Origin of the sequence: Comamonas sp. BIGb0152 (assembly GCF_024809975.1) — a bacterium.
GTDB lineage: Bacteria > Pseudomonadota > Gammaproteobacteria > Burkholderiales > Burkholderiaceae_C > Comamonas.
On record NZ_JANUDY010000003.1, the window covers coordinates 191,003 to 203,694 of the forward strand.

The 12,692-nt window shown below is 63.2% G+C and carries 9 protein-coding genes; 5 read left to right on the plus strand and 4 right to left on the minus strand.

Annotated elements, in window-relative coordinates; translation table 11 throughout:
- Nucleotides 1-52: 52 nt before the first annotated feature.
- Both M2375_RS07800 and M2375_RS07805 read right to left on the minus strand, forming a co-directional pair.
- Entirely contained in the window at nucleotides 53-2,293 is a 2,241-nt protein-coding gene (locus M2375_RS07800) for a RelA/SpoT family protein (protein WP_404979288.1), read from the minus strand.
- Nucleotides 2,294-2,329: 36 nt separating this feature from the next.
- The gene (locus M2375_RS07805; protein ID WP_259165016.1) at nucleotides 2,330-3,265 is read right to left on the minus strand and encodes an alpha/beta fold hydrolase; all 936 of its coding nucleotides are present in this window, start codon (nucleotides 3,263-3,265) and stop codon (nucleotides 2,330-2,332) included.
- 112 nt (nucleotides 3,266-3,377) lie between these two features.
- Here M2375_RS07805 and M2375_RS07810 point away from each other — a divergent pair, with 112 nt between their 5' ends.
- The 4 genes from M2375_RS07810 to M2375_RS07825 all read left to right on the plus strand — a co-directional run bounded on the left by M2375_RS07810 (nucleotide 3,378) and on the right by M2375_RS07825 (nucleotide 7,438).
- Nucleotides 3,378-4,166 (plus strand): 3-hydroxybutyrate dehydrogenase, encoded by a 789-nt coding sequence (locus tag M2375_RS07810; RefSeq protein ID WP_259165017.1) that lies wholly within the window; start codon nucleotides 3,378-3,380, stop codon nucleotides 4,164-4,166.
- 312 nt (nucleotides 4,167-4,478) lie between these two features.
- Complete coding sequence (gene ompR, locus M2375_RS07815; protein ID WP_021027409.1) at nucleotides 4,479-5,210, plus strand: two-component system response regulator OmpR; 732 nt, start codon at nucleotides 4,479-4,481, stop codon at nucleotides 5,208-5,210.
- A 162-nt stretch (nucleotides 5,211-5,372) separates the two neighbouring features.
- On the plus strand, nucleotides 5,373-6,890 hold the full coding sequence (locus M2375_RS07820; RefSeq protein WP_259165018.1) for a sensor histidine kinase: 1,518 nt from the start codon (nucleotides 5,373-5,375) through the stop codon (nucleotides 6,888-6,890).
- Between the two features lie 137 nt (nucleotides 6,891-7,027).
- Complete coding sequence (locus M2375_RS07825) at nucleotides 7,028-7,438, plus strand: GFA family protein (RefSeq protein WP_259165019.1); 411 nt, start codon at nucleotides 7,028-7,030, stop codon at nucleotides 7,436-7,438.
- A gap of 90 nt (nucleotides 7,439-7,528) precedes the next feature.
- Here M2375_RS07825 and ispF read toward each other — a convergent pair whose 3' ends face one another.
- Nucleotides 7,529-8,032, minus strand: coding sequence for a 2-C-methyl-D-erythritol 2,4-cyclodiphosphate synthase (gene ispF / locus M2375_RS07830; protein ID WP_259165020.1), 504 nt, complete (start codon nucleotides 8,030-8,032; stop codon nucleotides 7,529-7,531).
- Between the two features lie 61 nt (nucleotides 8,033-8,093).
- The gene (locus tag M2375_RS07835; RefSeq protein ID WP_259165337.1) at nucleotides 8,094-8,858 is read right to left on the minus strand and encodes a 2-C-methyl-D-erythritol 4-phosphate cytidylyltransferase; all 765 of its coding nucleotides are present in this window, start codon (nucleotides 8,856-8,858) and stop codon (nucleotides 8,094-8,096) included.
- A gap of 303 nt (nucleotides 8,859-9,161) precedes the next feature.
- On the opposite strand from M2375_RS07835, the gene mfd reads away from it, so the two are divergent.
- On the plus strand, nucleotides 9,162-12,638 hold the full coding sequence (gene mfd / locus M2375_RS07840) for a transcription-repair coupling factor (RefSeq protein WP_259165021.1): 3,477 nt from the start codon (nucleotides 9,162-9,164) through the stop codon (nucleotides 12,636-12,638).
- Nucleotides 12,639-12,692: the final 54 nt, after the last annotated feature.

Consider the following 12,692-nt stretch of genomic DNA (forward strand, 5'->3'; position numbering starts at 1 on the left):
AAACGGGCCAAATGGAAACTTGGGCCTTTTTTTGAAAATAGTGCTTTCGGCCCTATTTGCGGCGCACCGAACGCACGCCCGAAACCGTGGCCACCGAGGCGAGCACCTTGGCCAGCTTGCCCGAGTCCGACACCTCCACGGTGAAGGTCATCCAGGCCGTTCCCTTGACGGACTGGGTCTGCACACCAATGACATTGGTCTTGTCCCGCGCAAACAGCTCAGAGATATCACGCAGCAGGCCTTGGCGATCGTGCGCCTCCACAGCCACATCGACTGGGTAGACGGCTTCAGTGGATCGCTGGCCGCTGGTCGGCTGGCCCCATTCCACATCGATGCTGCGCTCCGGATTGCGGGCGCACATCTCGCGAAAGTTGCTGCAGTCGTGGCGGTGTACGCTCACGCCCTTGCCCCGCGTGACAAAGCCGCCGATGCGATCCGGCGGCGCGGGTTTGCAGCACTTGGCCAACTGGGTCATTAAAGAGTCGACGCCTACGACCAGCACCCCACCCTTGCCCGAACCTTCGGTGGCCTTGCGTGGGCGACTCAGCACCATCTCGTCATCGGGCTGCATGGGCTCGGGCGGGCGCAGGATGTTTTCTATGGTGCGCAGCGACAGCTCGTCCTTGCCCACCACCTCAAACAAGGCCTCTGCCGTTTTGAAGCCCAACAGCTCCGCCAGGTCATCGTGCTTGATGGAGGTCTTGCCTTCGCGCTGCAGCAGTTTTTCTACCAGGTCGCGGCCACGGCTCACGGTCTCGTGCATGACCTGGGCGTTGAACCAGGCACGGACCTTGGCTTTGGCGCGCGAGCTGACCAGGTAGCCCAGCTCGGCGTTGAGCCAGTCCCGTGATGGCCGCCCTTCCTTGACCGACACAATCTCCACGGTCTGGCCGTTTTGCAGCGCCGTATTCAGCGTCACCATCTGGCCGTCAACCTTGGCGCCCCGGCAGCGGTGGCCCAAATCGGTGTGTACCGAGTAGGCAAAGTCCACTGGCGTTGCGCCCTGAGGCAGCTCAATCACTGCGGCATTGGGTGTGAGCACATAGATATGGTCGTCGAACAGGCCACTGTCCTGGGTCTGGCCCACCATGTCCTTGCGCCAGGCCAGCAGCTGGCGCAGCACCGCAATCTTGGTGTCGTAATCGCTGCTGGCAGACACACCGGCATAGCCCTTGGTGCCCGCCTCTTTGTAGGCCCAGTGGGCTGCCACGCCGTTTTCGGCATGGTCGTGCATGGCCTGGGTGCGGATCTGTATTTCGATCGCCCTGCCCTGCTCATCCCGCACCACGGTGTGCAGGGACTGGTAGCCGTTGGGTTTGGGCTTGGCAATGTAGTCGTCAAACTCCGACTCCACTGGCGTGAAGCTTTCATGCACAAAGGACAAGGCTGCATAGCAGTCCTTGACCGTGGGCACCACCACGCGCAGTGCGCGAATATCGAACAGCTGGTCAAAGCCCAGCGACTTGCCACGCATCTTCTTGATGATGCTGTAGATGTGCTTGGGCCGCCCGGCCACCGTCGCGCTGATGCTTTGTGCGCGCAGCTGGGATTCGAGCCGCTCGCGCAGGCCCACCATATACAGCTCACGCTCCACCCGGGTCTCGTCGAGCAGCTTGGCGATCTTCTTATAGGTATCGGGTTCCAGAAAGCGGAAGGCCAGGTCCTCCAGCTCCCATTTGATCTGCCAGATACCCAGGCGGTTGGCCAGCGGTGCAAACACCTGCAGGCTCTCGCGCGCCACCGCTGGCGATACGGGGCCCTTGGTCGCGGCATACCAGCGCAGGGTCTGCAGCCGCGATGTCAGGCGCAGCATCACCACGCGCAGGTCCCGCGAGAACGCCAGCAGCATCTTGCGGATATTCTCGGTCTGCGTGGCCGGGTCGTCGACCAGGTGGCCGGCATCGGCCTGGCGCGCCTGGGCCTGCACCTTCATCAGGGCCACGGTCTCCACCGCCAGCACCGCATAGCTCTCGCCAAAGGCTTTGCCAATCACCTCGCGTGGCTTGTTCAACTGCTCACTGGCATGCACCAGGTACGCCGCCGCCTGCATGGCTTCGGAGCCGCCAATGTGCTTGAGAATCGCCGCCACGGCATCGGCATGGAGCAAGGCGTTCTCACCGGTATCCAGGGTCTCCTCGGCAATCAGCGGCTGAGAAAAAGCACGGGCCCGAGCCAGAACGTTGTCTTGCATGGGCAAGGCGTTGGCAGTGGCGGCCACCAGGGGTGAGACGGGTTCCGGGGGAAGATATTCCGCGCCGGGCGCGGGTTGAGCAACTGCCGTAAGACTTTTCATGTTGTCACCACCATCACACCCCCTCTAGGGCGTGCGCTACGCACCGCACAAAAAAGCCAGCACTGCAGCCGTTTGATCAAAAGATACCAGGGTAGGAGCATGGCCCACACCTGCAAATTCCACCACCCGCGCCCGTGGGCCGGATGCGGCCATAGATTGGGCCGTTTTCTCCGAAAGCAAGTCGGATTCTGCGCCCCGCAATACCAATGTTGGGGCCTGAATCTGGTCATAGAGTCGCCAAAGCAACTGCTCGCCGGCGGCGGCCATCTCGGGGGTCATCGCCTGCATGGGCTGGGCGATGGCCGGGTCGTAATGCAGCCGCACCGCGCCGCCCGCTTCAGGCCGCAGCATGGGGCGCGACAGCGCCAGCCACTCTTCAGGGCTATGGGGCCCAAAGCCTTTGGATATCTGAGCCATCGCCGCGACCGCCTCCTGCTCGCAGGCATAGCGCATGTGCTGGCCCACATAGCTGCCAATGCGCAGCAAGGCCGAAGGCTCCAGGGTAGGCCCCACGTCATTGAGCACCAAGCGCCGGATGGCGGCAGGCATCAGCGGCTGAATGCTGGGCTCGCCCGCCAAGGCCATGCCAATCAGCCCCCCCATGCTCGTACCCACCCAATCGAGTTGGCCCATCGGCGCGCTCTGGTGCACCTGCTGAAGCAGGGCCAGCATATCGGCCACGTACAAAGGCACCTGGTAGCCGGCCGGATCCTCCAACCAATCGCTGTAGCCACGTCCCACCACATCGGGGCAGATGACCCGCGCCTGCAGCGCCAGTTGGCGCGCCAGCACGTCGAAATCGCGCCCTTGCCGCGTCAGCCCATGGGCACAGACGATCACATGCGGGTGGTGGAGATCGCCGGTATCGTTCCACTCCCAATACGCCATGCGGTGCGTGGCACCCTGGCGACCCGTGTCCGTATTCCCCGCCACCGCACAGGTGACATACTGCAAGCGTGGATCTTGGTACATGGCCCCTCTTATATGGAAGAACGCAACGATACAAGGCAAACCCTGGCTGGGGTTTGCCTTAGGATGGATGCTGCGTATGCATGAATACTAACCGAGTAACTGGAGATATTGGATGCTGAAAGCAAAAACAGCGCTCGTCACCGGATCGACGAGCGGCATAGGTCTGGGGATTGCGAAAGCGCTGGCGCGCCAAGGCGCAAACATCATCTTGAATGGCTTTGGTGATTCTGAAGGCCCGCTCAAGGAAGTGCAGGACGTCATCACCAGCGCGGGCTCAGGCGCGCGCGTGGGCTACCACGGCGCAGACATGGGCAAGGCCGACGACATTGAAGCCATGTTTGCCTATGCCACGCAGGCCTTTGGCCAGGTAGACATCCTCGTCAACAACGCCGGCATCCAGCATGTGGCAACGGTGCAGGATTTCCCGGTCGAGCGCTGGGACGCCATCATCGCCATCAACCTGACCAGCGCCTTCCACACCAGCCGGCTGGCACTGCCACCCATGCAAAAGGCAGGCTGGGGCCGCATCATCAATATTGCGTCGGTGCACGGCCTGGTGGGCTCGGCCGGTAAATCGGCCTATGTCGCTGCCAAGCACGGCATTGTCGGTCTGACCAAGGTCACGGCGCTGGAGAACGCCGACAGCGGCATTACCTGCAACGCCATCTGCCCGGGCTGGGTGCTCACCCCGCTGGTACAAAAACAGGTCGATGCCAAGGCCGAGCAGCTGGGCATCAGCAACGAAGAAGCCAAAAAGCGCCTGCTGGGCGAGAAGGAGCCTTCGATGCAGTTCACCACGCCCGAAGAGCTGGGGGAACTGGCCGTGTTCTTTTGCTCACCCGCAGCCAACAATGTGCGCGGCGTGGCCTGGAACATGGATGGGGGCTGGGTCGCCCAGTAAGCCTCGGCCACCAGACAGGCAAGCCCACACCCAAAGGCGCGAGAGCGCCTTTTTTAACGCCTCCACTTACTTATGCATTAAATGCATAATATTGAAACAATTCAAAAGAGACTCTTAAGATTTCCCATAAAACAGGCAATAAAGGCCAAAAATGCAGGAAAAATCCTATTTTTCACGTAAGACCCAAACCCCGCCTATGCATATGTAACGCAAACTTTGTAACTTAGCGTCAAAAACTGCGCGCAAGATGCGCATTTCTTGAAAAAACCGGTCAAAATGTAAAAGTTACATATCAACCGGAGGACTCCAGCCATGGTTACAGCAACCAATCGCGTCGACAAAATCTTGGTCGTTGATGATGACGCACGGATCCGTGATCTGTTGCGTCGCTACCTGTCGCACGAAGGCTTTGAAGTCATGATTGCCGAGGACGGCAAGGGCTTGCAGCGAATTTTGTTGCGTGAGACCGTGGACCTGATCGTGCTCGATTTGATGATGCCCGGTGAAGACGGTCTGTCCATCTGCCGCCGCCTGCGTGCCAGCAATGACCGCACCCCCATCATCATGCTGACCGCCAAGGGCGAAGACGTGGACCGCATCGTCGGCCTGGAAGTGGGTGCAGATGACTACATCGGCAAGCCCTTCAACCCCCGCGAACTGCTGGCCCGTATCCATGCCGTGCTGCGCCGCCGCCCTCCACAAGAGGCACCGGGCGCACCTTCTGGCGAAAACGAGGTGGTCAACTTCGGCCCCTTCACCTTCGACATGAGCACCCGCGTGCTGACCAAGGACGGCGAAGAGCTGCCGCTGACAACTGGCGAATTCGCGATGCTCAAGACCCTGGTGCGCCACCCGCGCCAGCCGCTGTCGCGTGAAAAGCTGGCCCTGCTGGCCCGTGGCCGTGAGTTCGAGCCCTTTGACCGCAGCCTGGACGTGCAGGTATCGCGCTTGCGCAAGCTGGTCGAGGTCGATCCTGCCGCGCCGCGCTATATCCAGACCGTCTGGGGCGTGGGCTATGTGTTCGTACCCGATGGTGCTAACTGATTTTTTCAGCAGCAACACCCTCAAACCGCCCCAGCCTGGCTGCGGGCGGTTTTTTTATCTCCACACCAGACGCACACAATGGTGTCCAATAGACACTGTGGCGAGAACCTATTGGCGTTCTTGGCCTCCCACTGACCCGATCCCCCAACCTGCACACGGACCATGGCATCCACTCCCGCTAACGACGCCGACCAGTCCGGCCTGGCCCCCTTGGACGGCAGCGCCGCCGCAGCCGCGCACAGCAACAAGCGCACCCGCGTCGGTCTCAATCTTTTTTGGCGCACCTTCTTTTTGCTCGCCATCTTGCTGACCGGCAGCATCCTGGCCTGGGTGCAAACCTTGCGCTCTTTGGAGACGGAGCCACGCGCCATCCAGACCGCCCAGCAAATCGCGTCCCTGGTCAATCTCAGCCGCGCCGCCCTGCTGCATTCGGATGCCATTGCCCGGGTGTCGCTGGTCAAAACCATGGCTGACCAAGAGGGGGTGCGCATTGTGCCGCGGGAGCCCAAGGATGTGTATGAGTCCATCGACAACTCCACGCCGCTGGGCGCACGCCTGACCCAAGAAGTCACCAAGCGCCTGGGGTCCAGCACCATTGTGGCCAGCAGCGTCAATGGGGAAGAAGGTCTGTGGGTCGGCTTCACCATTGATGGCGACCAGAACTGGTTCCTGATCGAGCCTTCGCGCTTCAACCCCGCCGGGGGCAAAACCTGGCTGGTGTGGGTGCTGACCGCCGCCGCCCTGTCGCTGGCAGGCGCTGCCGTGATTGCCGGGCTCATCAACCGGCCGCTCAAGCAGCTATCGAGTGCAACCAACCGGCTGCGCGAAGGCGATTTTGCCGCACAGCTCGATGAAGATGCCGTCACCAGCGAAATCCGCGAGGTGAACATCGGCTTCAACCGCATGAGCGAACGCCTGTCCAAACTCGAACAAGACCGCGCCGTGATGCTGGCCGGCATCTCGCATGACCTGCGCACCCCCCTGGCCCGGCTGCGTCTGGAGACCGAAATGAGCGTGTTCGACCAGGTCGCACGCGAACACATGGTGGCCGACATCGTGCAGCTCGATGCCACCATCGACAAGTTCCTAGACTACGCCCGCCCCGACCATGCCGCCAAGCTCACCCCCGTGAATGTCTATGGCGTGGTCTCGTCGTGCGTCTATGCCGTGCAGGACCACCAGGAGCTGCAGGTGCACATGAAGGTACCCGAGGAGCTGATGGTCAACGCCGATGAGATCGAGCTCTCGCGTGTGCTGTCCAATGTGCTGGAAAACGCGCGCCGCTATGGCAAAACGCCAGGCGCATCGCACACCCGGGTGGACATCAGCGTCAAGTTCAGCGAAAGCACCGTCACCATCCGCATGCGCGACCATGGCACCGGCGTCTCCAAAGACCAGCTGAGCAGCCTGACCAAGCCGTTCTACCGGGGCGACACCGCGCGTACCGCAGCCGCAGGCGCCGGCCTGGGCCTGTCCATCGTCGAGAAAACGGTACAACGCATGGGCGGGCGCTTGACCATCGTCAACGCCTCCGATGGCAGCACGGGCTTGGTCACCAGCATCTACCTGCGCCGCGCGCCCGACCAGGCCATTGGCAAAGAACCCAAGCGCCGCCTGCTGCGCCCGCAAATCAAACGCCACCTGCCCGGTGCCCCAACCAACCTTGCAGACCTGCAGTAAAAGGCCCAGCCGCTGTGGCCGCTGGCCGCAGCGATGCAACAGCCCGGGCAGCCCGGGCCTGTTGCAGGGCGGTGGCTGGTACAAAGCCCAGACTGTGCATAGAATGCAGGCTCCTCCCCCTTCGCCCAGGAGTTGACATGCAAGCCCAGTGCCTCTGCGGCGCCGTCCATGTGACTGCGCCCACCGTTCAAGATGTTCATGTGTGCCACTGCAGCATGTGCAGGCGCTGGAGCGAGGGCCCCGCGTTCACGGTGCATGGCGGCACCGAGGTGGAGCTGACGGGCCCCGTCACACGCTATGCCTCATCGCCTTGGGCAGAGCGCGCCTTTTGCAGCCACTGCGGCACGCACCTGTTCTACCGCCTGCTGGCCACCAACGAGCATTTTTTATCGGCCGGCCTGTTCCAGGATGAGGACGGCATGCGCCTCAGCTCGCAGATCTTCATCGACGAAAAGCCAGCCTATTACGACCTGGCCAACGACACCCCCCAGCTGACCGGCGCGCAGGTACTGGCGCAGTACGAAGACGCCTCCACGGACGACGCCTAGTCGCCGCGCAAAAGGCGCGCTACTGCCTCTTACCGCCTCTTACCGCCGCACAGGCCCTCGGTCCTCAGGTCCTCAACACCCCCGGTTGGCTTAGGCGGCCGGCGCGCTCGCACGCACCAGCAACACCACAGCCCGCGCTTCCATCGCCGCGCCTTGGCCCACCGGGCCCATTTTTTCGGCCGTCTTGGCTTTCACGTTGACCTGGGATTCATCAATGCCCAAGGTCTTGGCAATGTTGGCCCGCATCGCGGGAATGTGCGGCGCCAGCTTGGGCGCCTGCGCGATGACCGTGCTGTCCACGTTGTTGACCTGCCAGCCCTTGTCCGCCACACGGCGCATGGCCTCGGCCAGCAGCACCGCAGAGTCCGCGCCCCGGAAGGCCGCGTCGGTATCGGGGAAGTGCGATCCGATATCGCCCATGCCTGCCGCGCCCACCAAGGCATCGGTGATGGCATGCAGCAGCACATCGGCATCCGAATGGCCCAGCAGGCCCGTGGTGTGTGGCACCTGGATGCCGCCCAAAATCAAGGCACGGCCAGGCACCAGCGCATGAATATCCCAACCCTCACCAATGCGCATTTGCAGCATTTGCATCCCTTATCTCGTCCAAGTTAAATCAGTGCCAGGCACGCGGCAGCGTGCAGCCGGTCTGCCATCAATCAAAAAGCGCGGCCACCTGGCTTTCGCCGCTGGCCATGCGCTGCAGCAGCAAAGCCTCGGCCAGCGCAAAGTCATCGGGAAAGGTGACCTTGAAGTTAAAACTGCTGCCCGGCACCAACCGGGGCTGCAAACCCAGGGCCTCGATGGCACTGGCTTCGTCGGTGACATCGTTGCAGCGCTCCAGCGCTTCGAGCAGCGTACCGATACGGAACATCTGCGGCGTCTGCGCCAGCCACTTGTCCACCCGAGGCAAGGTGCTGCTGACCCGGCTTTGGCCATGGGCATCGGTGGCAGCGGCCTTGAGTGTATCGGGCAATGGCAGCGCCAGCAGGCCCCCCACCTCATCAGCAGCGCATTCCTGCATCAGCTGCTCAATCTGGCTGGGTTTGATGAGGCAACGCGCCGCATCATGCACCAGCACCCAGTCATGGGGCTGGGCACCCAGGCCCGAGTCGCCCAGCAAACTGCGCAGGCCGCCAGCCACGGTATCAGCCCGGGTCGCACCGCCGCAAGGGCTGATGGCAAAGCCAGGGCGCTGGTAGTGCTGCAAAAAATCATCGCCGGGGCTCACCCCCACCAGCACGCCAGACAGCGGCTTGGCCGCCATAAAGGCGGCCAAGGTGTGCAGCACCAGCGGCCAACCCGCCACCTGCTGGTACTGCTTGGGCACATGCGCTGGGCGGCCTGCATCCACCGCGCGCGCGCCCACCCCGGCACAGGGTAAAAAGGCCCAGAACTTGGCCACCACCTCCTGCCGCATCTCCCCCAGCGCCTGGGTTTGTGCGCCCGGGTCGGCGGGTAAGGCCGGTGCCGCCACCGTCGCCAGCGCGGGCACCTCGGGTGCAGCCCTGGGTACAGCAGGGATCAATTCGTTGCGGACGGTCTGGTTCATGGGGGTATTTTAGAATGCGGAGGTTGCTCGGGACTGTCAGCCAGACCCGTGCTTTTGTTGTTTATTGAAAGCCCAGCGGCACCCTTTTGTGGGGCGGCCTGGGCTGCTTAGGCCCTGGCGCGGTATGCCGCCCCGGGCTGTAGTCCGTGTATGGACTGGTTCGGACCACGTATGGAACTCCCCAAACTCACCGCCGGAAAACGTTTTCAGCTGCCCATGCCCCCGGGCAGCGCCGATGCCTTGCTGCTCGCCACCTTGGCGACGCGCGAGGCCGCAGCGCAGCGCGTCACCGCCATCATCACCGCCGACGCGGGCGATGCCCATCGCCTGCAGGACGAGCTGGCGTTTTTCGCCCCAGAGCTGCGCGTAGCCCTGTTCCCGGACTGGGAAACCCTGCCGTATGACACCTTCTCCCCCCACCAGGACCTGATCAGCGAGCGCCTGGCTGCGCTGTGGCGCATCAGCCAGGGCGAGGCCGATGTGGTGCTGATCCCCGCCACCACCGCGCTGTACCGCCTGGCGCCGCCCTCGTTTTTGGCGGGCTACACCTTTGCGTTCCAGGCCGGGCAAAAGCTCGATGAGGCACGCCTCAAGGCCCAGCTCACCCTGGCGGGCTATAACCATGTCTCCCAGGTCGTCAGCCATGGCGAATACTCGGTGCGCGGCGGCCTGATTGATCTCTACCCCATGGGCTCGCTCGTGCCCTACCGGGTCGACCTGTTCGACGACGAGATCGACTCGATCCGCACCTTTGACCCCGACACCCAGCGCAGCCTCTACCCGGTCAAGGATGTGCGCCTGCTGCCCGGGCGCGAGTTCCCGATGGACGACGAGGCCCGCACCCGCTTTCGCAACAAGTGGCGCGAGATGCTCGAAGGCGACCCGACCAAGAGCCGCATCTACAAGGACATGGGCAATGGCGTGGCCACTGCCGGTATCGAGTACTACCTGCCGCTGTTCTTTGACGAGACCGCCACCGTTTTTGACTACCTGGGCGCACAGGCCACCGTCGTGCTGCATGGCGATATCGAGCCGGCGTTTCAGCGCTTTTGGCAAGACACCCGCGACCGTTATCGCCTGGTGCAGGGCGATCCAGAACGCCCGGTGCTGCCGCCCGACAGCCTGTTCCTCAGCACCGACCAGTTCTACACCACCGCCAAGCAGTTGGCCCAGCTGTCGCTGCGCCCCCAGTTGGAAGACGTGGAGCACAGCGCCATCTTCCAAAAGCTGGACGACCTGGCCGTGGTACGCGGTGCCGAGGACCCACTGGCCAAGCTGCAGCAACACATCGCCCAGCGCCAGGCGCGCACCCTGCTGCTGGCCGAAAGCGATGGCCGGCGCGAGAGCCTGCTCGATTTCTTCCGCGCCAGCGGCCTGAACCCACCGGCCTTTGATTCGCTCGCCGAGTTCCAGCAGACCAGCGATGAGCCGGTCGGCATTGCCACGGCCGCGCTGGCCAAGGGCTTCCGCTGGGCCGAGCAAGGCATTGACTTTGTCACCGAGACCGAGCTGTTTGCCGCCACCGGCGGCGCCCGCCGCAAGCGCCGCCAGGAGCAGGCCAGCGATGTCGAGGCGCTGATCAAGGACCTGTCCGAGCTGAAGGTGGGCGACCCGGTCGTCCACGCCCAGCACGGCATTGGCCGCTACCACGGCCTGATCAACATGGATGTGGGGCAGAAGAACCCCGATGGCAGCCCCTCGATGCAGGAGTTCCTGCACCTGGAATATGCCGACAAGGCCGTGCTCTATGTGCCCGTGAGCCAGCTCGCGCAAATCAGCCGCTACACCGGCGTCTCGGCCGAAGAAGCCCCTTTGCACAAGCTGGGCAGCGGCCAGTGGGAAAAGGCACGCCGCAAAGCCGCCGAACAGGTGCGCGACACCGCCGCCGAGCTGCTCAACATCTATGCCCGCCGTGCCGCTCGCGAGGGCCATGCCTTCCGCTACAGCCCGCAGGATTACGAGCAGTTCGCCAACGATTTTGGCTTTGAGGAAACCGCCGACCAGCGTGCCGCCATCCACGCCGTGATCCAGGACATGATCTCGCCCCAGCCGATGGACCGCCTGGTCTGCGGCGATGTGGGCTTTGGCAAGACCGAGGTGGCCTTGCGCGCCGCCTTTGTCGCCGTCACCGGAGGCAAGCAGGTCGCCCTGCTCGCGCCCACCACCTTGCTGGCCGAGCAGCACTACCAGACCCTGGTGGACCGCTTCTCCAAGTGGCCCATCAAGGTGGCGCTGGTCTCGCGCTTCCGATCCGGCAAGGAAGTGAACACCACCATCAAGGGCCTCGATGACGGCACAGTGGACATTGTGGTGGGCACCCACAAACTGCTGTCCGAGAAGACCAAGTTCAAAAACCTGGGCCTGCTGATCATCGATGAGGAGCACCGCTTTGGCGTGCGCCACAAAGAGGCCATGAAGGCGATGCGTGCCGAGGTCGATGTACTGACTTTGACGGCCACCCCCATCCCGCGCACCATGGGCATGGCACTTGACGGCCTGCGTGACCTGTCGGTGATCGCCACTGCGCCGCAACGCCGCCTGGCGATCAAGACCTTTGTGCGCAGCGAAGGCACGGGCGTGATCCGAGAAGCCGTGCTGCGTGAGTTGAAGCGTGGCGGCCAGTGCTACTTTCTGCACAACGAGGTCGAGACCATCGAGAACCGCCGCCAAAAGCTCGAAGAAATCCTGCCCGAGGCCCGCATCGCCGTGGCCCACGGCCAGATGCCCGAGCGTGAACTGGAGCGCGTGATGCGCGACTTTGTGGCCCAGCGCTACAACATCTTGCTGTGCTCGACCATCATCGAGACCGGTATCGACGTGCCCAGCGCCAACACCATCATCATCAGCCGCGCCGACAAGTTTGGCCTGGCGCAGCTGCACCAGCTGCGCGGCCGTGTGGGCCGCAGCTACCACCAGGCCTATGCCTATTTGATGGTGCCGGACCTGGATGGCCTGACCAAGCAAGCCGCGCAGCGCCTGGAAGCCATTCAGCAGATGGAAGAGCTGGGCAGCGGCTTTTACCTGGCCATGCATGACCTGGAGATCCGGGGCGCGGGCGAAGTGCTGGGCGACAACCAGAGCGGCAACATGATGGAGATCGGCTACCAGCTCTACAACGAGATGCTGTCCGAAGCCGTGCGCAGCTTGAAGGAAGGCAAGGAGCCCGACCTGCTCAGCCCCTTGTCTGCCGCCACCGACATCAACCTGCATGCCCCGGCGCTGTTGCCCAACGACTACTGCGGCGATGTACACCTGCGCCTGTCGTTTTACAAAAAGCTGGCCACGGCCAAGAACAGCGAGCAGATCGACCACCTGCTCGAAGAGATCGTGGACCGCTTTGGCAAGCTGCCGCCCCAGGCACAGACCTTGGTCGATGTGCACCGCCTGCGCGTGCTCTGCGAGCCCTTTGGCGTGCAAAAGGTTGATGCCGCGCCCGGCGTGATCAACATCAGCTTCCACCCCAACCCGCCGATCGAGCCGATGACCATCATCGGCCTGATCCAGAAGAACAAGGCCATCAAGCTGGCCGGCAACGACAAGCTGCGCATCGAGCGCGCACTGCCCGAGGTCAAGGACCGCGTGCAGATGGTGCGCGATGTGGTGCGCAGCTTGGGCAAGCCGGTGGTGGCCGAGGCCGCCACGGCATGACCCGACCCAGCGGCCCGTTTATCATTGACCACCCCTCACCTCTCTAAAGCTCCC